A 24605-nucleotide genomic window follows, 5' to 3' on the forward strand; every position below is an offset into this window, starting at 1 on the left:
GTTTAATCCCCTGACTGTCCTACACTTCCAGATGTCACGCAAGAACCGGTCTTAGGCAGATTGCCTGGGTGTGTGTACTATGTGACAATCGGTCGCCGATGGCGTGCCGCTCGCATAGCTTGAATATTGGGGGAAATTCGGTAGGGGCTGCTTTGACAGTGCGCTCCTGCTGAAAATCTGTGGACGACTTTGGGGGGTCGCACAGAATGCAGTTTGGAATTTCTATGCGTCATGCCGCTGTGCCTGACGCGCACCGTCTAACCGCACGATGGCATTCGGTGCTGGGCGCCGGGCTTGCTGTGATGCTCGCGCTCCTGGTGATCGGCGGCACTGCCGGGCCGGCCGGGGCCGCCCAGCTGACCGGCGGACCTGTCTGCAGCAGCGGTTATGTGTACTCCGTCCAAAGTGACGGGCACATCATCCAGGTCGCCGGTGCCAATACGAGTTCACCCACGGCGACCACCTATGACGGGTGGAGCACGCTGGCAAACCTTCCCACTGCGGTGAACGGCCTGGCCATCGCGGCAAATGGCTCCGCCATGTACGCCTACACCCGGGCCGGAAGTGCGTCCCAGGACGTTGACAGCATTCTCAGCTGGAGCGCCTCGACCGGATCCTGGACCAGGACGCAGCTGTCCTACAAGACAGGCAACACCTCTTCTCTGGTCACGGGTGCGGTGAATCTGGCCACCGGTAAGTTCCTCTTCGCCGGAACCAATTACCCGACCACCGGCACCTACGCGAACCAGTGGGTGTATGCCCTGTACCAGTACGATCCTGCGACGCAGGCCATCACGAACCTGGGCTTTGTGCCGACCGGAATCACCGCCTCGGATGCCAACAACAACGGTGATATGGCCTTCGATGCGGCCGGGAATCTGTTCCTGGTGCGTTCGGGAAGTCCCGGCTCAGGGGCCGCATCCACCACCAATATCTACTCGGTTACCGCAGCCGACCTCGCGGCAGCGGAAGCTCATCCCGGCAACGCCATCAATGCCGCGTCGAGCACCCCCGGAGCCATCTCCATCACGGCGGTCAACGGTATGGCCTTCGATGCGGACGGCTCGGTCTACCTGGGCAACACCAGCCAGCTGGCGCGCTACGATCCGACGAGCTGGGCTCAGCTCACCCCAGCGGCAAATCTGTTGGGCGGTTCCAGCACGGACCTGGCAAGCTGCAATTCGCCGGCCACGCTGACCATCCGCAAGAACGTGGTGGGCAGGGCCACGGCCACCGATCAGTTCACGCTGAACCTTGCGAAAGCCGGGGCGACGATTGGTTCGACGACCACCAGTGGCAGCGCGAACGGTGTTCAGGCCAAGCAGCTGACCCTGCCCGTTCTGGCCGGTTCCACCTACCAATTCTCTGAGCTGATGGCCGCGGGCTCAGGTTCGGCCCTGTCCGACTACTCCACCTCCTGGTCCTGCACCGGTGCCGGCGGATCGGGCACCGGCACCTCGGGCTCGGTCACCATACCGCTGCCGGCGGCCGGTCAGGCCGGAACCGCCGTGGTCTGCACCCTGAGCAACACACCGGCCGCCCAGTCGGTGCTGGTCAATAAGCTCTGGTCGATTGCCGATGCCGCGGGCCATCCGATCGGGACGTTCCACGTGCCGGCCCAGGCAGGGGATACGGCAAACGCTCTGCCCGCGGGCTTTGGCGCCACCGCCACCGTCAACGGCACCGACGTCACCTGGGGTGTGGCGAGCACCGGATACTCGCTGGGCCAGTCGGTCAGCATCAATGAGCGCGCCATCACCGTCCCGCCGGGCTGCACGGTGGCGTCATCGACCGTTACCTCCGCCAACGGCGCGGCGGTGTCCGCAGCGCTGCCCTACTCCTCGACGCTGGTCAGGAATCCTTCGCCGAACACCTACACGATCACCAACGCGGTGACGTGCACGCAGAATCTCACCCTGGTCAAGAAGGTTGATGTCGGTTCGGCCGCAGTCACCGCCTGGACCCTGAGCGCCACCGGACCAGCGGGAACCCTGGCCGGACCTAACGGTGCCAGTGGCACCAGCGCTGCGACGGCGGCACTGACCCCGGGGGCGTCATACGCGCTCGCGGAGAGCGGCGGGCCCAATGTCTACGTGCCCACGGCGGCAGGCTGGCAGTGTGTGGCGAGTACGGGAACGGTGACTCCAGCGGGCGGGGCGGTCTCGCTGGCCTACGGGCAGAGCGCCACCTGCACGATCACCAACACCACTGCTCAGATCACGGTACTCAAACACATCTCAGGCACCGGTCTGACGGCCAGCCAGTTCACACTGAAGCTGGTTCCCTCGGACAACACGCTGCCAGCGCAGAACAGCATCGCCGGTTCGGAGACCACAGCGGCCGCCAATACCTTCGAGGTGAAACCCGGGACGAAGTACACCCTGTCTGAGACGTCGGTTGCCGCAAACCTGCCGTATCTCGCCCTGGGCCTTCAGATCTCTACCGACGGCACCACCTGGACGGACGTCGCCAGTACGGACGTCACGGTGCCCGCGGGGCAACACGTGTACTACCGCTTCGTCAATCAGAGCGTCCCTGCTCCGATGCTGCCGCTCACCGGCGGTATCGGTGCCGACTCGATCTGGATTGGCGGTGGTGGGCTGCTCCTGCTGGGCCTGGCCCTGATGGCTCTGTGGCAGATCCACCGGGTCCGGGCCGCACGCCGCTGAACTGCGTCATTCACACGACTTCACGTCACATATTTTCTTCGCATTCTGGCGAAGACCATTGGGGGAAAGGAACACCATGACAACGACGACTCGCAGGTGGGGGGCACGACGCTCGCTGCAACTGGTGGGAGTCACCGTACTGGGCCTGCTCGGGGCGCTACTGGGGGGAGGGGCTGCTTCTGCGGCCACTCCACCCAACCTGCCGCCGGGACCGTACGACATCGCCATTCATAAATTTGTGCAGCCCGCGACGCCGACGAATCTGGCCCACGACGGCACAGCCGTCAATACGGCAGGCCTCACACCACTGGCCGGCGTCACCTACCAGATCCAGTTGGTGAACAACGTCGATCTGAGCACCAACGCCGGCTGGACGACCGCGGGCAAACTGACGGTGAGTTCCAACGGGACCGTCTCCGATGGAACGACCACCTACACACTCGGTACCGGCACCACGAAGGTCACCGATGTGAACGGCCTTGCGGACTTCAGCGGCATCACCCAGATGGGCGTCTACGTCGTCACGGAGGTGTCCGCCGGATCCAACCAGATCACGCAACTGGCACCGCCGTTCCTGGTGAGCGTCCCGCTTCCGACCACGGGCAGTGCAGGCTGGCTGAGCACCGTCAATGTCTACCCGAAGAACCCCACCACCTCGATCACCAAAACTGTTGACGATTCTGCGGCGCACGGTCTGGGCGATACGGTGAACTGGACGGTGACCGCGAAGGTTCCGAACATCCCGAGCGGGCAGGATCTCACGTCCTTCTCCCTCACGGATCCGCTGGATTCGCGACTGACCTACACGCCGTCGTCGGCCGTGGTGACCTTCACCGATGCTGCCAATAACCCGGTCACACTGGCCTCGGGGGACTACACAGTGGCGCTCAACGGCGGCACCCTCACGGTGACCTTCACCGCTCAGGGGCTGACCAACCTGAAGGCGCATCAAGGCGGCACGGTCAAACTGGCGTTCGCCACCACGGTGAACTCGATCGGTTCCGGCACCATCCAGAACACCGCATCGGTCAATGTCAACAACACGTCATTCCCGAGCAGCTCGGTGCAGACGACCTGGGGTGCAGCGAGCATCCACAAGCAGGACGCCGACACCCAGAAGGCGCTTCAGGGCGCGGTATTCAGCGTGTATCTGAGCACGGCCGATGCCGCAGCGGGCACTAACCCGGTGGGTGTGCTGGTCGGTGGGACGAAGGCAACGACCTTCACCACCGATGCCTCAGGTAACACGACCATCCCGGGCCTGAAGACGGGCACCTACTACCTGGTGGAGACCCAGGCGCCGGTCGGCTATCAGGTGGCCGCCGGATTCACGCCGTCCTCGCCCTACACCCTGACGGTGCAGACGGGCTCGGTGGCGAATGCTCCCGTGGTGCAGGTCAGCGATCCGCCGGTCCCACCGTTCTCCCTGCCGTTGACCGGTGGCAGCGGGGCAGCGATGTTCCTGATTGGCGGCATCGGCCTGATCTCGGTGGCAGGCGGTGCGGCGCTGGTCCGGGCTCGCCGGAAGCGCGGAGCGCAGCACTGATCCCAGTCGGGTGGTGACAGCCACACGACGAGACAGGGGTGGGACCGCTTGGGGGCGGCCCCACCCCTGTCGGATGACGATCGGTCAGAGGAGAATCTGGTGCGGCAGAACAGCAGGGTAGGACGGCGATTCGCCACAGCGGTGCCTGCCGGGCACCCGGCGGGTAGCGGTTGGCGGCTGCCAAAGTTCGCACTCTTCATCGCGACGGTGTGTCTGGTGGGCGTCCTGGTCCTGCTCTATCCGACAGCCGCAGCCTGGGTGAGTTCAGTCCAGCAGGCTCAGCAACTGACCACCTACGGCCAGGGCGTCTCGGTGCTGGCGCCCTCGGTGGTAGAGGGTGCACTGACCGAGGCTCAACGCTACAACGCCGCTCTGAGCGGTACAGCCACCTTCGCCGCCAATGAGCGAAAGCCTGAGGCGCTCGGCACCGGTGTCTCGAATGGCTTTGAATACAACAAGCTGCTGGCCAGTGATCAGTACGGCACCATGGGGCGGATCAAGATCCCGTCGATCGATGTCGATCTGCCGATTTTTCACGGTACCAGCGACAACGTGCTCGCCCAGGGGGTGGGGCATCTCGAAGGAACGGCGCTGCCCGTTGGCGGAGTCGGAACGCACGCCGTCCTGACTGGACACCGGGGGTTGCCCACCTCGACGCTGTTCACGAATCTGGACAAGGTCAAGGTGGGCGATACGTTCACCGTCACGGTCTTCCAGGAAGTGCTGACCTATCGGGTGGTCGACACGAAAGTCGTGGACCCGGATCAGACCAGCGCACTTGACCCGGTTCCCGGCAAGGACCTCGTCACCCTGGTGACCTGCACACCGCTGGGCATCAACAGCCAGCGAATTCTGGTGACCGGAGAAAGAGTACTGCCCACGCCGGCCCGGGACGCCGCCAGTGCAGCGGCCGCTCCTGCCGGCCCGGGATTTCCGTGGTGGATTGTCGTCATCGGCTGCGCATGCCTGCTGCTGAGTACCTACGTCTGGGCCTCCGGCCGATCCCGCACCTCGCCGGAGCCAGCGGATTCCGGGCCCGACGTCCTCCCACTCCCAACCCTCTCTCCTCACTGAGTAGCAGAAGTTGCACGTGGAAACGACTCCACTCAGCTGTTCCACTCAGCAACTTCTGCTACTCAGTGCGCTTTCGAAGGAGTGGCGGCAAAACAGGTCCAGCATTGCAGGTCAGCTGCCAAAGGCAGGATGGCTCACACCGATCATTCTGAGCCTACTTGTTGCCTTTCTTCCGACTCGTTTCAATCATTGAAACGAGGAGTAGAACAACTGCCAGGGCTGACCAACAGATAGCGACCCAAGTTGAGACCTTGACAGAACCGTCGGGGATCACGGTGATCACCGTGAAAAATAGCCCGGTCGCCAACATCCCAAGGAACGAGTTTCGGTATTTGACCATCGCGGCTAGTACCCCAAACACCCGAGGATGGTGAGGGATCCAGCGACCGCATCATTCACCCAGCCGAGGGGTGTAACGTCGCCACCAGCAGTCATCCACAGGTAGGTCAAGCCAGCCATACAAGTAAGAGTAATGGGGTTCCGATCGCTGCCCAGAGAGTAGAGATAGGCATTGTAATGAGCCACTTGGTTGCCGCTGATATAGACATCCATCATGCCTTGGCACAATGCGGGATCCTGCCAGTCAGGCCATGCCCACGTAGATCCATTCGAACCTTCACAATATCGGTAATATTGCCCAGCAACGTCCATGGGGCTGGCGGCTCCTCCGCTGGGGCTTTGGATGGGTGACGGCAGATCCATCTGAGAAATGCCACTCCCCGTTAGGGCGCTGAATGCCATGGAAGCAACAGAGGAACCACTGATGTGTGTCGGCACAGAGGCCTGTGCCGGGAGGGAGCCGAGGAACGATACTGTCAATGCAACGGTCATTCCCAGGATGGCAAGGATGATTTTTTCACGTGGGCTGCACCTTCTCGATCGAACGATGGGCCTCGGTGATGCTGGTGCGTGCGGGCGTACTCACTTTGCCACTGGAGCGGGCCGCGGTCAAGGACATCATTTTGCGAGTATCTTGACGTGAGGCACTGAGCGCAAGGACAGACGCCGGTGCAGTACCGCGCGTTCGATGGCGGTCCACAGCGTGGTCGTGGCGAGGTAAAGGCCCGCGGCAAGCGGGACGAAGATCGCAGTGACGGCACTCACGTAGGACAGCCAGGGCATGATCCGGGTCATCGTGGCCAGGGACCCGGTGGTTGCTGATGCACTCCGGGACAACCGGATCATCCGGCGGCGGTTGTATTCGGCCACGGCCACGATGACCGCGAGCATCACGCCGTAGATGATGACGCCGGGAAAGACCGGTCCTGTGCTCAGAAGATGCACCAGCGACTGCCCAAGCGGTACCCCGGCCAGGCTTGCGTCCAGAAGCGCATTGGCATGGCCGCCGATGCTAGTCAGCACAAACAGCCCATATACCGTGATCAGCACGGGTGCCTGCAGGATGGCCGGGCCGATGCCAGCAAACATGGAGACGCCTTCGGAGCGGTACAGCTCCAGCGTCTTCTCGCTGAGTTCCTGCGGTCTCTTGGCGTAGCGCCGTTGAAGGTCGGCCAGCTGCGGCGCAATCCGGGCTCTGCCCAGTTCACCCCTGACCTGAGAGCGACCCACCGGGATCAGGAGAGTGCGTACGGCCAGGGTGAGCACGATGACGGCCAGCCCCGCGGAGAGCTCACCTGTCAGGGGTGCCAGCAGGCTGCTGAGCCATTGAAGGAAGGTGTAGCCGAGATCCAGGGCCCAGGCAATGGGTGCAAAAGCATAGATATTCATGGTGTCCTCGCTGAGGTGAAACTGATGTGACTGAAATGACCAGGCATGTCAGAGGCAGCAGCGAGGAGGAGAGAAGTGAAGACCTGTAGGCGCTTGGCCTGTAGGCCGACGCCCGAAGGCCAATGACCCGAAGGCCAGCGAAAATCCTCCTGCTACTGCGAGCAGGAGGATGACGGAGCGCGGGGCCGGGGCCGCCCGGAAAGGTGCGGATCATCGGCAACCCGGAATCGCTCAGGGCCCGGGTAATCCCGGTTGACCAGCCGCACCGCGGCAGGCCGTGCGGCGGAGCGGGTCACCAGCATGGCACCGCTCGCTGAGAGGGCACAGACCGCAGCAGTCGCGACCAGAGCCGTCATCAGGCTGGGGCTGCCCAGCAGAGGCATGACGACGGCGGCCAGAATGCTCAGCGGAATGAAGAATCCGAGCAGAGCACGCAGCAGGGAAGCCCGTGCTTCCGGAGTGCGCAGCCCTGAGGTTGTCATCTTTCGAGCCTATCAGTGCGGTGGGGGAGCGGCCTGGGAAAACGGCAGATATGGCTCCGCCGGGAGCGAACACCCCCGGAAAGCCGACCGGAAAAGACGGCGCAAAAAAGCTGGGGTGGGAACGGAACGTTCCCACCCCAGCTTGTCAGCCCATCCGGACTTTGACTCAGAGGGTCTTGAAGTCATCCTCATTGACCGTGGGCAGCGTTGCCGGATTGGCTGCCGCGGCCGGTGCGCTGGCGGTCACCGCTGGGGCCGAGCCCGCCTTGAGGGCTGCCAGACGTGCTTCGATCTCGGTCTGCTCACCCAGATCCTCCAGGGAGTTGAACTGCGCGTCCAGGCTCGAGGCCTGCAGTTCCTGCTGGCCACGGACCCGCGCTTCTTCGCGACGGATCTTGTCTTCGAACCGGCCCACCTCGCTGGTCGGATCCATGATGTCGATGCTGCCGATGGCCTGGTTGACCTGAGACTGCGCCTGCGCAGTCTTGGCCCGGGCCACCAGCTCATTGCGCTTGGACGCCAGCTCGGTGAGCTTGGTCTTCATCTGGTTCAGACCGGTCTTGAGCTGCTCCACCACCGCTTCTTGCGAGGCGATGTTCGGTGCAGCGGTCTTCGCCTCATTCTCCGAGGAGATCTGACGCTGCAGGGCGACCTTGGCCAGATCATCGAACTTCTGGGCGTCGGTGGCGTTACCTGCGGCCCGGAACTCATCAGCCTTCCGGCTCGCGGCGAGGGCCTTATTGCCCCAGTCCTGCGCATTGCGGAGGTCTTCGTTGTAGTCGTCCTGGAGCATCCGCAGATTGCCGATGGTCTGTGCGACGGCCGATTCCGCTTCCGCGATGTTGTTCGTGTAGTCGCGCACCATCTGGTCCAGCATCTTCTGCGGATCTTCGGCACTGTCAAGCACTGAATTGATGTTTGCTTTGGCCAGCTGCGCGATGCGGCCAAAGATGGACTGCTTTGCCATGGGTACTGCCTTTCAGTACGGAGTGCGGTTCAATCCGCTACAGCTCGGGGAGCTTGCGGAATCTGGTACTTACTGTGTCAAAAATTCAACTTGATGGCCAGACCTGGAATCAAGCAACGCCCAGAATCAAGCCGCGTCGAGAATCAAGTCAGTCGTGGGAGTCATCAGAAACTGCTGTCGCCGCCAGAGTCTCCGCCGAAGCCGCCACCGGAATCACCGCCCCAGCCACCGCCGGAATCACCACCCCAGCCACCACCAGAGTCCCAGCCACCGAATCCGCCGCCACCATGATGTCCGCCGGAAATCATGCCGCCCAGGATTCCGCCCAGAATGGCACCGCCAAAGCCACCACCAAAACCACCGCCGCCCCCACCGTAGTTGCCGTATCCACGGCCGTAGCCGGAGTCGGCCAGCGAGAACTGATTGACGTCGTTCTGCGCGGCCTGGGCCGCCTGCTGGGCCAGCGACGTCGCCTGGTTGGCGTAAGCCAGCGCGGTCACCGGATCGGTACGCTGGATCGAGAGGGCATAGTCAAGATTGCGCTGCGCCTCGGAAATCCTGGTGCGTGCCTCGGTGCCGACCCCGCCACGGCGTGCGGCAATGAAGTCCTGAGTGGCGGAAATCTGGGCCTGAGCGCTCATCACGGCCTGCTGGAGCGAGGCCTGGGCCCGTTGAGCCTGCTGCTGTTGGTCCCGGATGCCGGTCAGCAACTGATCCAGATTGGTGTGGGCCTGCTCCACCTGGTGCAGTAGGGCCACCGGATCATAGCTTCCGGTGGACAGCTGGGACTGTACCTGGCCAAAGACCGCACCGGCAGCCGCCACCTGTGCCGCAGCCTGACCGGTAGGATCATTGGCCACCATTGCTCTGGCCTGAGCCAGATCGGTGGTGGCGCTGTTCAGTGCTGCGGGCAGCGCCTGCTCCGCGTTCTGCAGATCTGCCGCCGCCTTGCTGACCGCGTCCTCGAGCACCGTGGCCTGATGCAGGGCTTCTTCTGCGGCGCGTACCCCGACTGCCGCGCCGGAATGATCGCCGGCGGCGAGGCGCTGGGAGGCATTAGCCGCAGCAGTGTCGACAAAGTCCAGACGCTCTTTGGCCTGGGCGGCATTGTCCCGGACCTGGCTCAGCGCAGACTCCGGGTAGCGGGCGTGCAGGGACACCAGGGAGGCCTGTACGGCATCGAGCGCGCTGCGGGCACTCTGCGCATTGGCGGCCACCTGAGCCAGAACCTGCGGAGCGGTGCGCTCCAGCTCGCGCAGCGAGTCGAAGTTGCCCTTCTGCTCCGCGAGCGCCTGATGTGCCGCCTCGGAGCGGCGAATGATCTCGCCGTACCAGGCGCGCTGTTGCTCCACCGTGTCCGGGATCTCGTCATCGAGCTGTTGCTGCAGTTTGAAGGATTCCGCCATATGGCCCTTGGCCGCCTCGAGGGCCGCCTGGAAGGGCTTGACCGCCTCGTCGCCATAGGCGGCCTGAGCGAAACCGATCTCCTGCTCGCTGGATTTGATGGCGTCATCGGCCGCAATCAGCAGGGAACCCGCCCGCTTGCGCAGCTCTTCCACGCTGACACCGGCCATCGGATCGAGCTGCTGGCCCTGGGGGCCGTAGCCGGAGGCCTGCGCCGTGACGAGGGCCCGCTGCTTCTTCCTGCGCCGGAAGATGACAAAGGTCACCAGACCGCCAGCGAGCAGCAGGAGTACCACGACGGTGATGATGCCGCCGGCAGCGCTGGCGGCCGTCGGAACGGTGCCTTTGCCGCCCCCTGCGGCATCCCCGACGGCGGCTGCGGTGTCGATGGCGGCCTGCGCATAGTCCTTTTTGCCGTTGGCCAGGTTTGCCACGACGGCGTTCTGGTTGATGCTGTCCCGCTGGGCGGTGGTGATGGCGCTGTTCTTGCCGCGTTGAAGTGTGGCCTTGCCCTGATCGGTGGCGATGGCGAGCAGCACATCGAACTTACTCATGCCCTTGGTGTCGCCCACCTGGGTGGCCCAGGCGGTGGGGTCGGAGGGGTTGTCAAAAGTTTTCACGATGACGACATACAAGTTGTATTTCTTGTCCGTGAAGAGCTTACTGATCGCGGACTGCACCTCAGAGGTCCGGCTGCCCAGGGCGTTGTTCGGGTCCACAATGTTCTGCCCGGCACCGATGGTCACAGGAGTTTCGGCAGGGACCGCAGCCGTCGCTGCGGTGGCTGGCAGCGCCAGTGCCCCCGCAAGCGCCAGGGCACCGACCAGGCGCCCCACTGTCCGTAGAACTGATCGCATTCGAAGGCCCTCCCACCGGCATAGGCGGCCCCCGAACGGGATGACCACAGGGGGCCATGAGGACCGCGCTGACGCTTTTTTCCATCCTATGGTCCGCCCCCGAACGGTACCAACCTCCTCGCTACGCCTCTGGCGAAATGATGGCCTCGGTGCGGGACAATTGGGGTGCGGCAAATGTCCGGCGTTCTCACAGCGGTCCTCCAGCGAACTTTCGCGACGGGCTTATCTGGACCCGGAACAGTAGAGGCAACACCAAGGAGCAACCGGGACACCGACGACTCCGGCAGCGGACCGCACCTCACATCGGTGCCGCCCGCTACACCGCAAGAACACCACGAGGAGTAGCGCAGCCATGAGCGAGCATCAGAATGAAGCACACGGGATCCCCGACCCCCACGATCCCCAGCAGCCCGCAAATATGCCGGCCGAGACACCGGCCGAGACAGTGGAAATGCCCGCGCACGATGCCGGTCAGTCTTCCAACCTCCCGCCTGCCCCGTCGGTGCCCCCGGCCCCGCCGCTGGCTACGCAGTCTTTCGGCGGTGCCCATGAGACACAGCCGCTGCCGTCCTCGCAGCCCCTGCATGCGCAGCACGGTGTGCCCTCCCATGACAGGCCCCAGGACGGACAGCACTACCAGGGCCATACCGGTCAGGGCCACACAGGGGAGGCCTTCGGCCCCACCGCCATACACCAGGGCAGTACCTACCCTGAGACTTACCCGCAGACCTACCCGCAGACCAGTCCGTATGGCGTGGCTGTCGCGCCCAGCCCGCAGCAGGAGCGTGCGCCGCGGAAACGCTATGGTGCAGGCGTCGTGGTGGCGGGCATGATCATTGCTGCGCTGGTCGGCGGTGGCACCGCTGCAGCAGGCACCGCATTCTTCGGCGCCCAGGCAAGTACCTCGACGCCGGCAGCGCAGAACGGAAATGCGCCGCTGATCGTGAACAACACTGCGGCAGTCAACGCGGTCACCGCGGCAGCTCAGAAAGCCTCGCCTTCCGTCGTCACTATCGGAGTGACCAGTGGCAGTTCCGGCGGTACCGGCTCTGGCATCATTCTGGACACCAACGGCAATATCCTGACCAATACCCACGTGGTGACGCTGGATGGTCAGGTGGCCAACCCGAGCATCGAGGTTCGGCTCAATGACGGAAGGGTCTTCGCCGCCAAGGTGGTGGGAACCGATCCGCTCAACGATCTGGCCGTGATCAAGATCGATGCACCGAGCCTGGTCCCAGCGGAGCTGGGGGACTCCTCCAAGATTAATGTCGGGGACACCGCTATCGCGATCGGCGCGCCTCTGGGACTGAGTGGAACGGTCACGGACGGCATCGTCTCCACGCTGAACCGCACCATTTCTGTCGCATCCTCGGCAGCACCGCAGGGGCAGGACAGCGGTGGCAACAGCGGTGGCACCAGCCCCTATAAATTCGCACCGCCGAACGGCGGCTCTCAGTCACCGAACTCCACGGCACAGAGCTCGATCAGCCTCAATGTGATCCAGACCGATGCCGCGATCAACCCCGGTAACTCCGGCGGTGCGCTGGTGAACAGCCAGGGCCAGGTGATTGGTATCAATGTGGCGATTGCCGGGACCGGTTCCAGTTCCAGCTCCAGCGCTTCCGGCAGCATCGGAGTCGGCTTCTCGATTCCGATCAACACCGCCAAGCGCGTTGCGCAGGAAATCGTCGCCACGGGTAAGGCCACTCACGGTCAGCTGGGAGTCTCGGTCAAGCCGCAGGCGGCCAATGGAAGCAGCAACAGCAGCTCCTCCGCGAATGGCTCCTCCAGTAGCTTCACCATCGGCGCCCTGGTGTCGACGGTGGACTCGGGTTCCCCTGCCGGAAAGGCAGGAATTCAGGTGGGCGACGTCATCACGAACGTCGGCAGCCGGGTCATTGATGACGCAAGCTCGCTGACCGCTGCCGTCCGGGAACAGGCCGGTGGGGCTACCGTCAAGGTCACCTTCCTGCGGAACGGGAAGAGCCAGTCAGTGGATGTGACGCTGGGCACCGCCAGCACCAACTGAAGTATCTTCACCACGCAGCATCTTCACGCGCACGGAATCCCGTCTTGCCACCCGGTGAGGCGGGATTCCGTGTCTTCCGACGTCGCGTGGGGTGGGGGTGAGCCGCGAACATCACTTAAGCTCTAGGGAGAGCCCCACCACGAAAGTTCCGTCCACATGAAGGGAAGCCCGTGAGCGAAGCAGCTGCACCGCTGAGCATCGCCGTTCTGGTCAAGCAGGTGCCGGACGCCCAGTTTGACCGGCACCTGCGCTCCAGGGACGTCGATTCCCAGGACTATCGACTGGACCGCCAGGAGAGCATCCTCTCCGAACTGGACGAGTACCCGCTGGAAGCCGCGCTGCAGATCGCCGAGGCGCGCGGTGGCGAAGCCGCCGGGAACCGCGTCATCGCCGTGACGATGGGCCCAGAGGGTGCGGTCTCCGCAGTGAAGAAGGCCCTGCAGATCGGCGCCTATGAAGGGGTGCATCTCAGCGATGAGGCGCTCGCCGGATCCGATGCGGCAGGTACCTCCCGGGCCTTGGCTGCACTGCTGAGCGCGCTTGGCCCCCTGGACCTTATCCTGACCGGTATGGCCTCCACTGACGGCGAAACCTCCGTGATTCCGGCCCAGCTGGCCACCCGGCTCGGCCTGCCGCAACTGACCTTCGCCTCGTCGCTCGAGCTGGAGGGGACCACGCTGAAGGGCCGCCGGGATCACGCCGATCGTTCGGAGCAGCTCGAGGTGACGTTGCCTGCGGTGGTCTCGGTCACCGATCAGGCGAACCACCCGCGATACCCGAATTTCAAGGGCATCATGGCCGCGAAAAAGCGCACCATCACGAGCTATGACCTGGCCCAGTTGCAGCTCGACCCCGGTCAGGTGGGCAGTGCGGGCGCGCTGACCAGCGTGGTGGACGCCAGCCCGCGGCCAGCCCGGGTGGCAGGGACGATCATCACCGACGAGGGCGACGCCGGGATCCGCCTGGTCGACTTCCTCGCCGAGCAGAAGCTGCTCTAAGTCGCTTCTGAGCCCCCTGAATTCCTGGAACGTTTCCCGACGCTTTCCCCGTGATTTGCCAGAAAATTTGTCAGAAAGGCCCCTGAGATGAGTGCCGTTGCAGTATTCCTGGACCAGCCCACCGACTCGCTCCGTTCCGCCAGCCGGGAACTGCTGACCGCCGCACGCCAGCTCGGCGACCCGGTCGCCATCCTCAGCGGGGAGCCTGGAGCTGGGCTGCTGGTGGAGCTGGCGGACTACGGTGTGGCCCGTGCGGTGCTCTCCACCCAGCCTGAGCTGCACGATTACTCGGTGGCTCCCGCCGCAGAGTTTCTTGCACAGGCAGCAGGCCAGCTGGGAGCAGTCGTGGTGCTGACCGAGAATTCCCCCGAAGCGAAGGACGTGGCGGCCCGTGCGGCCGTGCTGCTGGACGCCGGGATCGTGACCGACGTCGTCGGCCTCAAGACGGGCGTGGACACACCCGCCGGGTGGCTGGCTGAGAAGTCCGTGCTCGCCGGTTCCTACACGGTCGATGCCGCCGTGAACTCTCCGGTAGCAGTGCTCACGCTCAAGCCCACCAGCGTCCTGGCCTCAACCGTGGCCGAGGAGGAGCGCCCCTCCGACGTCGCCCTCGAGACGGTGGAGGTCACCTTCTCCCCGGCAGCTCGTGGCACCCGGATCGTTAGTGTGACCGAGCGGGTCAAGAGCGCACGTCCCGCCCTGGCGGAAGCCCTGGTGGTCGTGGCCGGCGGACGCGGCGTGGACGGCGACTTCGGGCCGGTGGAGGCGCTCGCCGACGCCCTGGGAGGCGCGGTGGGAGCCTCCCGCGCTGCCACCGATGCCGGCTGGATCGATCACTCGGCACAGGTCGGCCAGACCGGCGTGACTGTTTCACCGCAGCTCTACATATCGGTGGGCATCTCCGGGGCCATTCAGCAGAAGGCCGGAATGCAGACCTCACGCGTCATCGTCGCGGTGAACAAGGACGCCGAATCACCCGTTTTCGAGATCGCCGACTTCGGCATCGTCGGCGATCTCTTCGCCGTCCTGCCTCAGGCCACCGAGGAGATCCTGCGCCGCAGGGGGTAGATCCAGCCCGGCGAAACTGGCGCTAGACGAACTGCGCTAGCCGAGATTCCGTTCGGCGTAGAGCTCGATGCCGTTCAGCAGATACTCCGGGCTCACCCCGGCCTTCTCGTAGTAGGCGCGGAATCGCGGATCGTCCACGTACATCTGGCCGAGTCCCCGGTACGCCTCCGCCGTGGGCGTCCAGCTCAATTCGATCCACGCATAGTGGCGGGCGATGACGGCCTGAACCCGATCGTCATCGGCTGCCAGTCCCAGCGTCTGGCACTGGGCCAGCCCGGCATTGATAGCAGCCACCTCTGCGGCGACGTCCCGCCGCTCGGCTGGGCTCATCCGCGCAAAGCGGGCATTGGCCTTCTCTACCGCGTCCTTGCCCCAGCGTTGGATGGCTTCTTCTTCATAGGCGTTCTGTTCGAACCCGGCAAACAGGTCATCGGTGTTCATGATTCCTCCTTCTTTCAGCGCCGACAGGGTGGATTCCACGGTCCGGGCCAGCAACTGCATCCGGTCACGCTCGGCGAGCAGCCACCGGCGGTGGACGCGCAAGGCCTCCTCGGCATCGCGCTGGCCAGCGAGGACCTCCGCAATGGTGTCCAGGCTGAGCCCGAGCTCACGCAACAGCAGAATCCGCTGAAGCCGCAGCAACTGCGGCCGCTCGTAATAGCGGTAGCCGTTCGATGCGGTCCAGGCAGGTTGTAACAGGCCGATGGCTGCGTAGTGGCGTAGCGTCCGTGAGGATACCCCAGCGGCACGCGCCACCTCTGAGATGCCCAGAGCGTCTGAGTGGCCCAGGGCGCGGTCGGCGTCGTCGGTGCTGATGTGTGCCATGATCCCGCCTCCGGATGCTTTTGACCCTGTCGGTGAGCCCGAACCTCCGGCTCACACTCCACGATAAAAGTTGACGTTACGTCAAGGTCAAGCGGCAGGGTAGGAGAAGCAGAATAAGGAGAACACAGCGAGGCAGAAGATCAGCCCCGCTGACCGCTGCCGATCAGGGTGTCTGAGTTGAAAGCAATGAGGCCCTGGGGATCACTAAGCTTGGCGATGCGCTTCAGGAACTGAGCACGCACGCGGGCGATGGCCTCCGGATCGCGCGGCAACAGCGTGCGCCAGCCGCTGCCCATGACCAGCGCCCAGGCGAGTTCGGCGCTGACCGTGAGGCTGAGGGGTTCGATGCTGACCGCCACGTTCACGAGCCCGCGGGCGCGAAGCCAGCGTTCCAGTGAGTCGACATCGGAGATCAGGGCCATATTCCGGTTGGGCTCCGGGGTGACTCCGGCCAGCCGCGGGCGTTCCGTGACCGCAGCCTCCAGGATGACCTCAGCGAGGGGCGAGAGTGCGCCCTCCGCCCAGGTGCTCATCACGAAGATCCCGCCGGCTGCGAGCATCGAGACCAGGTGGTCCACCCCCGCAGCCATCGGGCTGAAGAAGAACGCCGAGTAGCAGCACAGCACGGCGTCATACCGGCGATGGCCACGCCAGCTGGTCACATCCGCTTCGGTCAGCGTGGTGTGCAGGATTCCGCGCTCGGCCAGGCGGCGGCCAGCGAGGGCGAGCAGGCCCGAGGAGAGGTCGACGCCGTCCACCGCGCCCTCCGGCCCCACCAACTCAGCAGCAGGGAGGGTGGCAGCTCCGGCTCCGCAGCAGGCGTCCAGAACGGTCTGCCCCGGGGTCAGAGCCGCGCGTTCCACGACAATCCGTGCCGCCGGATCCCAGAGTTGCTCCGACCAGCTGTTGAACTGCGCAGCCCCATCGGTAAAGGCCAGGCCTGGATCCCGGTGAGCGAACTGGGGCGGCCTGGGGGCTGTGGCCTGCGCTGGTGATGCCTGGCTGGCCGTGTTCGGATTGCTCATCAGATAGCTCCTTCAAATCCGCGCTGCCGCCACGCTTCATAGACAGCAATAGAGGCGGTGTTCGCCAGGTTCAGCGAGCGACGCCCGGGGACCATGGGCACGCGGACCCGGGCTGTGACATGGGGATCTGCCTTGACCTCGGCGGGCAGGCCCACGGATTCTGGGCCGAAGAGCAGTACATCGCCAGGCCGGTAGTTGATCTCGGTGTAGGGCGTCTCGCCATCGACGGTGAAAGCGAAAACCCGCTCCGGGGCCAGGGTTTCCCAGGCGGCGTCCAGCGTCGGGTGCACGGTCAGCACGGCCAGATCGTGGTAGTCCAGGCCCGCCCGGCGAAGTTTGGCGTCCTCAAAATCGAAGCCGAGCGGCTCCACCAGGTGCAACTCGGCGCCGGTGACGGCGGCAAGGCGAATCGCGTTGCCCGTGTTTCCGGGGATCTCGGGGGTATAGAACAGAATTCGCAGCGGCGTAGGCACCACCTCAGCTTAACCCAGGCTGTCTGCTGAACCCGCTGACCGGCACCGGGCCGAACCTCAGCACCCGGTCCTCAGTACATCGCACCCAGCAGGCGCGCCAGGATTCGCAGGTCCACCACCTGCGGGCTGGTGCCAGCGGCCAGGAATGACCCGAGCTGACGGCCCAGCCGCGCCGCGCCCACCACCGACAGGCCCGCGCCGCCATCGGGCGTGGCACCGGTGGGGTAATCGATCACCGGTTCGAAAGGATTGTTGCCGGGGCTGAGCACCACCAGCCATGCGGAGACGGTGCACTCCGGGAAAAGCCGGCCCAGGGCATGGGCTGCGGGCAGGATGCTCGGTGGCAGCAGCGGCCTGCCGCCGTGCACCAGCTCCCGTCCGGTCCAGCGGTACGCGCCCTCCGGCACCATCAGGGAGCCGACGACCGCCATCCGGTAGCCCTGCAGCACCACATGGTCGATGCCGCCCGCCTCCACCGGGGAGACCAGCCCGTTCACCAGACGGCTCGCGGGGTATCGGGCCAGGATCTGGCCTTGCAGCAGCTCGATGGTGCGGGCCTCCCGGACCAGCCGGGCCTGTGCGCCGAAGAGGCTGCGCCGTTGTTTGCGTGGGGCACCGTGAATCTGGCGAGCGGCGAGCTCCAGGGGCAGCAGGGGAGCCTGGTCCGCGCCGAAGGGCGGGACAAAAATTGGCAGCCCCGTGGCCTCGCGGGACTTCGCCTGCCCGCGGGTGAAGGCGCTGGCTTCGGGATGCCGGTTCTCGGCGTCTTCGGCCTCGCCGTATCCAGCCTCGGACCCAGCGTCCCAGGGGTCGGTCCTGAACGCCCCATTCCCGGCGCCTTCCCGGCGGTTCTGGGCCTGAGGCCGGGCATAGGCGGCGTCGTACCCAGCGCGGAGCAGCGGATCGCCCAACACGCGGTAGGCCTCGGTGACCCGCCGGAAGTCCTCGGCCCGGCCGCCGTGATCCGGATGGGTGGCCCGCGCGGCCTTGCGGTAGGCGGCTTTGATCTCCTGCTCACTCGCGGTCACGGCAAGGCCCAACACCTCATAGTGGGTGATGTTCAGCGCAGACACAGGGCTACTTTCAGGCGGAGTTCAGAAGGTTCAGAGTCCAGTGCTCAGAACGGCGGTTCGTGCTGATTAACGACGCTTAGCGTACCGGTGTTCCGGCCGCCCCGTGGTCCCGTAGCGCAGCTGGATGTCGACGGCGCCGTCATCGGCCAGGGAGGAAAGGTAGCGCTGCGCCGTGGCACGGGAGACTCCCACCTGCTCCGCTACCTCCAGGGCCGAGAGCGCAGCTCCACCGGATGCGCTTTGAGCGCCGGTCAGCGCTTCCAGAATGGACTGTTCCGTGGCGCTGCGCGTCCGGGCGGGTGAGGAGAGGGCAGATGTCTCGGTGCCCAGCAGGGACCGTCGGGCTCGCTCCACGATGTCCTGATCCAGCTGAATGGACTTCTCCAGGAGGCGGCGGTACCTGGCGTAGGAGCGAAGCCGTTGAGCCAGATCCTCCTGGCCAAACGGTTTCAGCAGGTAGGCCAGGGCCCCTCGGTGCAGAGCCATGCGCAAGGACGTGACATCCGCCGCGGCGCTGAGCATCATCACATCGCAATCCAGCTGGCGCAGGACGTCCAGCCCTGAGCCGTCCGGAAGGTAAACATCCAGCAGCACCAGTTCCGGCCGCAGCGAGTGGAAGGCCTGCAAGGCCTGCTGGGCATTCCCGGCATGCCCCACCACCCGGAAGCCCGGCACCGCCTCCACATAGCTGGCGTGCAGGGTCGCCACGTGGAAATCATCGTCCACAATCAGAACCGGGAAACCGCGGCTCATACGTCCTCCTCGGACTCGTCAGGAGTGAGATCAAAGCTCATGGCGGTGGGCAGTCTCACCGTGAACACTGCTCCGGTGGCGTCCGGGCTGCCGGGATCCAGAAGCTGCAGATCCCCTCCGCGACGCAGCGCCAGTTCTCTGGCCAGCTTGAGCCCCAGACCCTGGCCGGGCACCGCGGAGGCCGTGTAGCCCTCCTCGAATAGCCGACCGGGCTCGGCGACACCGTCACCAGAGTCGGCGACGACGGCATGCAGCGTTCCCCGCACTGTTGCCTCATGGCCAGTATCAGCCCCGTGAACCGTGCCGGCATCTGGCTCATCCAGCAGATCCACCCGGACCCAGCGCTCCGCTCCAGCCTCGCCGCTGGTGGCGGAGACAGCGGCATTGATCGCGTTGTCGATCAGGTTCCCCAGTACGGTGGTGACATCGTGCGGTGCCTTCACCGAGCCGCGGACAAAGGTGTCTTCGCCGACGCGCAGGGTCACGCCGCGCTCGCGGGCGCGGACGCCCTTGGCCCCGATGAATGCCTGCAGATACGGCTCGCGCAACCGTTCCAGTCCCTCCACCGGGAATTCCAGCGGGCCGGTCTCCACCAGTCGGTGCGCGTACTCGGCGGCCCGGGCGGTGTGCCCGAGGTCCAGCAGCCCGGAGATGGTGTGCAGCTGGTTGGCAAACTCGTGCCGTTGAGCGCGCAGGGCTGAACTCATCGTGCTCACCGACTCCAGCTGCCGGCTCAGTTGCGCCAGCTCGGTGCGATCCCGGAGGAAGATCACCCAGCCCAGGTCCTCGCCATCGTGCACCGCTTTGCGTGCGGTGGCGAGGACCACGCGGGCACCGGTGACCAGCTCCAGCACTTCGTCTTCGGTGGCGTTCTCACGGGTCAGCGCCCGCAGGGCCGCGGGAACGGGAGCCTCCCTCCAGTCGGTGCCTGGCAGTCCCGGCCAGCCCGGGTGCTGCCGTCCCTGGCGATCCAGATCCAGAAGCTTCTGCGCCGTGGCGTTGACCAGCGTCACTCGCCCGGAAGGTGAGACGCCGATGACGCCCTCGTGGGTGGTCTCCAGCACGGCCACCTGATCCTGCACCAAGGTGGTGAGCTCTTCCGGTTCCATGCCGAGGGTGAGCCGCCGCAGTCGCTTTCGGAGCAGCATGGAGGCTAAGACTCCGACTCCCAGCGCACCCAGCGCGGTCAGTGCCACCGGCCCGCTTGCGTTGAGCAGGGCGCTGCCCAGGGGCTCCCGTTCAAAACCGACGCTCACCACACCCACGACGCCGGCGTTCCCGCTGGGCCCGCTGCCCGGGGCATAGATGGGCACCTTGGCGCCGGCGGAAGGCCCCAGCGTCCCGGTATTACGGGTGACCACCTCGCGACCGGCCAGGGCATCCGAGGGATCGGTACTGACCTTCTCGGCGAGTCGTTGGGGGTCGGGGTGCGCCAGTCGCACACCCATCTCATCGGTGATGACGACGAAGAGTGCGTCGGTACGTTGGCGGGCGGCTTCGGCGAGTAGTTCGAGCGGGCCGTCGTCCAGAACGCTGGGTGGGGGAGTGCCGTCCCGGGCGCTGATCGTGGCCACTTCCTCGCGCACCTGGGGCTGGGCCGCGATGGTCCGGGCCAGGGTGAGCGCCTGCTGTTCGGCATCCTGCGTGATCCGCTCCACCATGATGAACCCGAAGGCCAGAGCGAAGAGGAACACCACCAGGAGCACCACGGCCATCTGCAGCAACAGGGTCTGGGTGGAGAACTTCAGTGTTCGCATGGCACTCCCTTCGGCAGGCGAGCCTACCCCAGATTGTGTGTGAGCTAAATGCGCAGAACGCGATCAACAAGCACAAGCGCCATCAAGGGGACTTAAGGCCTCGAGGTGATCTGCGCCACTCTACCTTCTATGACGAGCATCACAGTGGTGTGGTGCGCCAAAAACTTTGACCCAAGGAGCGCAAGGATGCTTGTCCTGCTCGGTTTCGCCATGATCGCCGTGTTCATGGTGCTCATCATGACCAAGAAGATGACGCCGGTGCTGGCGCTCATCCTCGTCCCTACTATTTTCGGGCTCTTCGCCGGTGCCGGGCTGGGCCTGGGCCCCATGATCATGAAGTCCATGGGCTCGATGACGTCCACGGCCGCCCTGCTGATGTTCGCCATCATCTACTTCGGCACCATGATCGATGTGGGCCTCTTTGACCCACTGGTCCGGTTCATTCTCCGCAAGCTGGGCAACGACCCGGCCAAGGTGGTCATGGGGACCGCCGTTCTGGCGATGGCCGTCTCGTTGGACGGCGACGGTTCCACCACCTTCATCCTCACCACGGCGGCGATGCTGCCGGTCTACCTGCGGCTGAAGATGAGCCCGGTCGTCCTGACCTGTGTGGCCGGTCTGGCCAATGGCACCATGAACATCCTGCCCTGGGGTGGGCCCACGGCCCGTGCTGCCTCTGCACTGAAGATCAACGTTTCGGAAGTCTTCGTGCCGATGGTGCCTGCACTGATTGCTGGCTTGGTCGTGGTGCTGCTGTTCTCCTGGGTGCTGGGTCTGATGGAACGCAAGCGCCTCATGGTCGCCGAGCCGGAGCGCTGGGGTGCGGCGGCAGCCTTCGCCGGTGGCACCGCCATCGATGTCATGGAACTGAAGAACGGCTCCGCACTGTCCAAGGCCAGCGGCGGACGGGTCGGTACCCGGACGGCGCTGATGGAGAAGATCACGCCCGCGCTCGCCGGTGGTTCCGGGAGTGGATCCGGGACTCTGGCGGATACTGCGCTGGATCCGAACCGTGCCACCCTGCGCCCCCAGCTGATCTGGGTCAACTTTGCCCTGACCGCCGCCATCATGGTTCTGCTGGTGATGGACGTGCTGCCTCTGCCCTACGTGTTCATGGTCGGCGCAGCCATCGCCCTGCTGGTGAACTTCCCGCGTGTGAAGGATCAGGCGAAGGCTCTGGTGGCGCATGGTCAGTCGATTGTGGCCGTGGTGAGCATGGTCATGGCCGCTGCGGTGCTGACCGGCGTGCTCAACGGAACTGGCATGGTCAAAGACATGTCGGAGTGGCTGGTCGCGATCATCCCACCGAGCATGGGTCCCCTGATGGCCGTGATCACCGGTCTGCTCAGCATCCCGATGACGTTCTTCATGAGCAATGACGCCTTCTACTTCGGGGTGTTGCCGATTCTGAGCGAGACCGCAAGCCACTACGGCCTCGGTGCGGCGGACATGGCGCGCGCATCCATCACCGGGCAGCCCTTCCATATGCAGTCTCCACTGGTTCCGGCGATTCTGCTCCTGGTCTCTCTGGCCTCTGTGGAACTGGGCGATCACCACAAAAAGGTACTCTGGCGTTCTGCCGTAGTCTCTCTGGTGATGTTGGCAATCGGCATGCTGACGGGAGCCATCGGGGTCGGTCACTAGACCTGATTCGTAATTGTAAGTTCGGCTCAGTCCCACCTATGTGTTGACAATGGAAGGGGCGCAAGGGCAGGATGTTATCAAGAGCCCATCGGGTCGCAAGGAATGCGGAGTTTCGGTGATCTGCATGACCCATCTGGGTTTGGACAATGTTGTTCAATTTCGGAGGTCAGGAAAATGAGCATGAGGTTTGCTTGGAAGGCGCCGTCAAAATTTCGCATCATACGACGTGCCTCAATCGGCGGTATTCTGGCTGCAACGCTAATGCTTGCGACTACAAGCGGTGCAGCTGTTGCTCTTGGGCCGACCACTCACGGGGAAGGCGGTCATTTATCGGCTGAAGCAGAAGCCTCAGTGAGGGCGAGTTATGATCAAATGGGGGTTCCAAAGGACGACCAAGACAGAGTCATCCAGAATTTCCTAAATGGGAGACTTCCCGAATCGATGACCGGCGGAACACCTGTTTCCACTGTGACAAGCCAGGTGGGTGGATACTCGCAGACGGTCAGACACTTTTCGGATGGTTCCGCTTCGAAGTCGACGGTCGAGTTGCCAGTCCAAGTTACTGGTAATCAAGTTACTGGTAATTCGGCTGCGTCTGTAACCAACCCCAACACTTCCATGCGTTCAATTACGCAATGTCAGAGCTATGCAGGGGCTGGGTATTGGCGCGTCGACAATTGTAGGATTGCTACTGATCAAGCCTTTTTTAGTGTGTGGTTTTACGCGGATCTCTATGAGGGGGCTGGGGGGACCTTTTATTCGCAGATAAACAATCTGCGGGGGCTCGGCGGGAGTTCGGTTGTTGGCACCATGAGCAATCCATCGCTGTTCTTATTAAAACAGCAGGATGGTTATGGAGAGGCCAAGGCGACAGGTCAATACAACTTCGATGCCCCGTTTGTCTCGGGTTTTGCTGCAGTTACTCTTCATCTGAGCTACACCAATGCCTGGGATACCTCACCATGACATTTCTATCCATGGTATCGAGGCGATTGGTGCGAAAAGTATAATGATATTCACTTCAACTTGGCAGCAATTTTGGATTTTGATTTCCCTTTATGCTGTGATCATCGGAGTCGTGCTAGCGGGTTGTTGGATGTTGATTCGCTACGTTCGGCGGGCGCGCAGGGCAAGGATCGAACTCGAGCGACCGAAGGAATGTAGGTCGCTGGATTCCAAATAGTCAGTTTGCCTTCAGAGTGACCCAACGACCTGTGAACCTGGATCCGAGCATCGCCAGGTTCACAGGTCGTTGCGTCACTCTGAAGGCAGCGAAGTATGCCTCGGTAGATTAGATGCTTGACCTGACCTAGCCGCATGGTGAACGCGTCAGTGAGTTGCTCGCCGTACAGGGTGAGCGAAGCTGGCATCTGCTTTCACTCTGTACGGCGGAATCCCCTTGGTCGTGACGGCTGTGGCTATTGTGACACCGGATGTCGGACCTGAGTTGGCTCACGGGTCGTGGTTTCGCGGTCGGCCAACGCGTTGAGCTGCGGTGATGTGTTCGGGTTGGTGTGCCTGCAGAGAGCTCTTTGACATGAATGGTTTTGATGATGCCGCCATCGTGCCGGGGGAGCAGGACCTGAATGTCGCCACTGGGTCATGCCGCGCCCGCGGTATGGCGCCCCTTAACACTGAACGTGAGGCCCGCGGCGACACTGCGGAGAAGGCGCTCATCGCGCTGGATCTGCATGACGGGAAGCAGGCTGCGGGTCAGCCTCCATAGGGGGTAAATCCGACGATCATGTTGTATGAGAATCGTTAGATCTATGAGTGCCTCACAGCCCGGTGATGATTCGGAGGTGCTGGGGTGTGCGTTTGAGTTGTGGAGAGCGGCAACAAGGTTGGTTGCGAGTTGTGCAGCGCCGGGCACTGAACGGAAGCAACGTAGACTGGAGCGGAAAACCATTTGAACGTTGCAGGGGAGATCCATGGCTGAGATCAGTCGTGACGAGGTTGCGCATCTGGCGCAACTGGCGCATATCGACATGAGTATTGAGGAGCTGGACCGGATGGCCGGGGAACTGGCCCTGATCGTCGACTCCGTCCAGTCCGTCAGTGAGGCCGCCGGTGCCGATGTGCCCGCCACCTCCCACCCAATCCCGCTGAGCAATGTGTTCCGTGAGGATGTGGTGGGTCACGTGCTGACCGCCGAGCAAGCCCTCTCCGGCGCGCCGGATGCGGATGGATTCCGCTTCAAGGTCCCCGCGATCCTGGATGAGGAGTAAGC

General features: G+C 64.0%; 20 protein-coding genes. 10 read left to right on the plus strand and 10 right to left on the minus strand.

Going from position 1 to position 24605, the window contains the following annotated elements:
- Positions 1-224 precede the first annotated feature (224 nt).
- From QQM37_RS07480 to QQM37_RS07490, 3 genes are all read left to right on the plus strand, one after another.
- Complete coding sequence (locus QQM37_RS07480) at positions 225-2669, plus strand: hypothetical protein (protein WP_285726134.1); 2445 nt, start codon at positions 225-227, stop codon at positions 2667-2669.
- Positions 2670-2745: 76 nt separating this feature from the next.
- A complete protein-coding gene (locus QQM37_RS07485) occupies positions 2746-4215 on the plus strand; it encodes a SpaH/EbpB family LPXTG-anchored major pilin (RefSeq protein ID WP_285726136.1) in 1470 nt (489 codons plus the stop codon).
- A gap of 99 nt (positions 4216-4314) precedes the next feature.
- Positions 4315-5289, plus strand: a complete 975-nt coding sequence (locus QQM37_RS07490; protein WP_285726138.1) for a class C sortase — start codon at positions 4315-4317, stop codon at positions 5287-5289.
- A gap of 957 nt (positions 5290-6246) precedes the next feature.
- Here QQM37_RS07490 and QQM37_RS07495 read toward each other — a convergent pair.
- The 4 genes from QQM37_RS07495 to QQM37_RS07510 all read right to left on the minus strand — a co-directional run bounded on the left by QQM37_RS07495 (position 6247) and on the right by QQM37_RS07510 (position 10727).
- Entirely contained in the window at positions 6247-7017 is a 771-nt protein-coding gene (locus tag QQM37_RS07495) for a YidC/Oxa1 family membrane protein insertase (protein ID WP_285726140.1), read from the minus strand.
- Between the two features lie 152 nt (positions 7018-7169).
- Complete coding sequence (locus QQM37_RS07500; RefSeq protein WP_285726142.1) at positions 7170-7499, minus strand: hypothetical protein; 330 nt, start codon at positions 7497-7499, stop codon at positions 7170-7172.
- 166 nt (positions 7500-7665) lie between these two features.
- A complete protein-coding gene (locus tag QQM37_RS07505; protein ID WP_285726144.1) occupies positions 7666-8466 on the minus strand; it encodes a PspA/IM30 family protein in 801 nt (266 codons plus the stop codon).
- A 164-nt stretch (positions 8467-8630) separates the two neighbouring features.
- Positions 8631-10727, minus strand: coding sequence for a TPM domain-containing protein (locus tag QQM37_RS07510; RefSeq protein WP_285726146.1), 2097 nt, complete (start codon positions 10725-10727; stop codon positions 8631-8633).
- 352 nt (positions 10728-11079) lie between these two features.
- Between QQM37_RS07510 and QQM37_RS07515 the strand changes: the two genes are divergently transcribed.
- The 3 genes from QQM37_RS07515 (at position 11080) to QQM37_RS07525 (ending at position 14825) form a co-directional block, all read left to right on the plus strand.
- Positions 11080-12759 carry a S1C family serine protease gene (locus QQM37_RS07515; RefSeq protein WP_285726148.1) on the plus strand — a complete coding sequence of 560 codons (1680 nt, stop codon included), beginning with the start codon at positions 11080-11082 and terminating at the stop codon, positions 12757-12759.
- A 191-nt stretch (positions 12760-12950) separates the two neighbouring features.
- The gene (locus QQM37_RS07520) at positions 12951-13757 is read left to right on the plus strand and encodes an electron transfer flavoprotein subunit beta/FixA family protein (protein WP_285726314.1); all 807 of its coding nucleotides are present in this window, start codon (positions 12951-12953) and stop codon (positions 13755-13757) included.
- Positions 13758-13844: 87 nt separating this feature from the next.
- Positions 13845-14825, plus strand: a complete 981-nt coding sequence (locus QQM37_RS07525; protein ID WP_285726150.1) for an electron transfer flavoprotein subunit alpha/FixB family protein — start codon at positions 13845-13847, stop codon at positions 14823-14825.
- 36 nt (positions 14826-14861) lie between these two features.
- Here the strand turns inward: QQM37_RS07525 and QQM37_RS07530 are convergent, their stop codons facing one another.
- From QQM37_RS07530 to QQM37_RS07555, 6 genes are all read right to left on the minus strand, one after another.
- Positions 14862-15650 carry a MerR family transcriptional regulator gene (locus tag QQM37_RS07530; protein WP_285726152.1) on the minus strand — a complete coding sequence of 263 codons (789 nt, stop codon included), beginning with the start codon at positions 15648-15650 and terminating at the stop codon, positions 14862-14864.
- A 140-nt stretch (positions 15651-15790) separates the two neighbouring features.
- Positions 15791-16675 carry a class I SAM-dependent methyltransferase gene (locus QQM37_RS07535; protein ID WP_285726155.1) on the minus strand — a complete coding sequence of 295 codons (885 nt, stop codon included), beginning with the start codon at positions 16673-16675 and terminating at the stop codon, positions 15791-15793.
- Positions 16675-17148: a tRNA (cytidine(34)-2'-O)-methyltransferase gene (locus QQM37_RS07540; RefSeq protein WP_285726157.1), complete on the minus strand. Its 474-nt coding sequence runs from the start codon at positions 17146-17148 to the stop codon at positions 16675-16677. Before QQM37_RS07540 ends, QQM37_RS07535 begins: the two co-directional genes overlap by 1 nt.
- 71 nt (positions 17149-17219) lie before the next feature.
- A complete protein-coding gene (locus QQM37_RS07545) occupies positions 17220-18221 on the minus strand; it encodes a J domain-containing protein (protein ID WP_285726159.1) in 1002 nt (333 codons plus the stop codon).
- Positions 18222-18287: 66 nt separating this feature from the next.
- On the minus strand, positions 18288-18974 hold the full coding sequence (locus QQM37_RS07550; RefSeq protein ID WP_285726161.1) for a response regulator: 687 nt from the start codon (positions 18972-18974) through the stop codon (positions 18288-18290).
- A complete protein-coding gene (locus QQM37_RS07555) occupies positions 18971-20731 on the minus strand; it encodes a sensor histidine kinase (protein ID WP_285726162.1) in 1761 nt (586 codons plus the stop codon). Before QQM37_RS07555 ends, QQM37_RS07550 begins: the two co-directional genes overlap by 4 nt.
- A 186-nt stretch (positions 20732-20917) precedes the next feature.
- Here QQM37_RS07555 and QQM37_RS07560 point away from each other — a divergent pair, with 186 nt between their 5' ends.
- From QQM37_RS07560 to gatC, 4 genes are all read left to right on the plus strand, one after another.
- Positions 20918-22375 carry a CitMHS family transporter gene (locus QQM37_RS07560; RefSeq protein WP_285726164.1) on the plus strand — a complete coding sequence of 486 codons (1458 nt, stop codon included), beginning with the start codon at positions 20918-20920 and terminating at the stop codon, positions 22373-22375.
- A 180-nt stretch (positions 22376-22555) separates the two neighbouring features.
- On the plus strand, positions 22556-23341 hold the full coding sequence (locus tag QQM37_RS07565; protein ID WP_285726166.1) for a hypothetical protein: 786 nt from the start codon (positions 22556-22558) through the stop codon (positions 23339-23341).
- 571 nt (positions 23342-23912) lie between these two features.
- Positions 23913-24101: a hypothetical protein gene (locus tag QQM37_RS07570; protein WP_285726168.1), complete on the plus strand. Its 189-nt coding sequence runs from the start codon at positions 23913-23915 to the stop codon at positions 24099-24101.
- A 205-nt stretch (positions 24102-24306) separates the two neighbouring features.
- Positions 24307-24603 (plus strand): Asp-tRNA(Asn)/Glu-tRNA(Gln) amidotransferase subunit GatC, encoded by a 297-nt coding sequence (gatC, locus tag QQM37_RS07575; protein WP_285726169.1) that lies wholly within the window; start codon positions 24307-24309, stop codon positions 24601-24603.
- Positions 24604-24605: the final 2 nt, after the last annotated feature.

Source organism: Psychromicrobium xiongbiense, assembly GCF_030271165.1.
In the GTDB taxonomy this organism is placed as follows: domain Bacteria; phylum Actinomycetota; class Actinomycetes; order Actinomycetales; family Micrococcaceae; genus Renibacterium; species Renibacterium xiongbiense.

Coding starts and splice junctions, on each gene's coding strand:
- QQM37_RS07480 (WP_285726134.1), top strand. CDS start 225: ATGCGTCATGCCGCTGTGCCTGACGCGCACCGTCTAACCGCACGATGG.
- QQM37_RS07485 (WP_285726136.1), top strand. CDS start 2,746: ATGACAACGACGACTCGCAGGTGGGGGGCACGACGCTCGCTGCAACTG.
- QQM37_RS07495 (WP_285726140.1), bottom strand. CDS start 7,017: ATGAATATCTATGCTTTTGCACCCATTGCCTGGGCCCTGGATCTCGGC.
- QQM37_RS07500 (WP_285726142.1), bottom strand. CDS start 7,499: ATGACAACCTCAGGGCTGCGCACTCCGGAAGCACGGGCTTCCCTGCTG.
- QQM37_RS07505 (WP_285726144.1), bottom strand. CDS start 8,466: ATGGCAAAGCAGTCCATCTTTGGCCGCATCGCGCAGCTGGCCAAAGCA.
- QQM37_RS07510 (WP_285726146.1), bottom strand. CDS start 10,727: ATGCGATCAGTTCTACGGACAGTGGGGCGCCTGGTCGGTGCCCTGGCG.
- QQM37_RS07515 (WP_285726148.1), top strand. CDS start 11,080: ATGAGCGAGCATCAGAATGAAGCACACGGGATCCCCGACCCCCACGAT.
- QQM37_RS07525 (WP_285726150.1), top strand. CDS start 13,845: ATGAGTGCCGTTGCAGTATTCCTGGACCAGCCCACCGACTCGCTCCGT.
- QQM37_RS07530 (WP_285726152.1), bottom strand. CDS start 15,650: ATGGCACACATCAGCACCGACGACGCCGACCGCGCCCTGGGCCACTCA.
- QQM37_RS07535 (WP_285726155.1), bottom strand. CDS start 16,675: ATGAGCAATCCGAACACGGCCAGCCAGGCATCACCAGCGCAGGCCACA.
- QQM37_RS07550 (WP_285726161.1), bottom strand. CDS start 18,974: ATGAGCCGCGGTTTCCCGGTTCTGATTGTGGACGATGATTTCCACGTG.
- QQM37_RS07555 (WP_285726162.1), bottom strand. CDS start 20,731: ATGCGAACACTGAAGTTCTCCACCCAGACCCTGTTGCTGCAGATGGCC.
- QQM37_RS07560 (WP_285726164.1), top strand. CDS start 20,918: ATGCTTGTCCTGCTCGGTTTCGCCATGATCGCCGTGTTCATGGTGCTC.
- QQM37_RS07565 (WP_285726166.1), top strand. CDS start 22,556: ATGAGGTTTGCTTGGAAGGCGCCGTCAAAATTTCGCATCATACGACGT.
- QQM37_RS07570 (WP_285726168.1), top strand. CDS start 23,913: ATGAATGGTTTTGATGATGCCGCCATCGTGCCGGGGGAGCAGGACCTG.
- gatC (WP_285726169.1), top strand. CDS start 24,307: ATGGCTGAGATCAGTCGTGACGAGGTTGCGCATCTGGCGCAACTGGCG.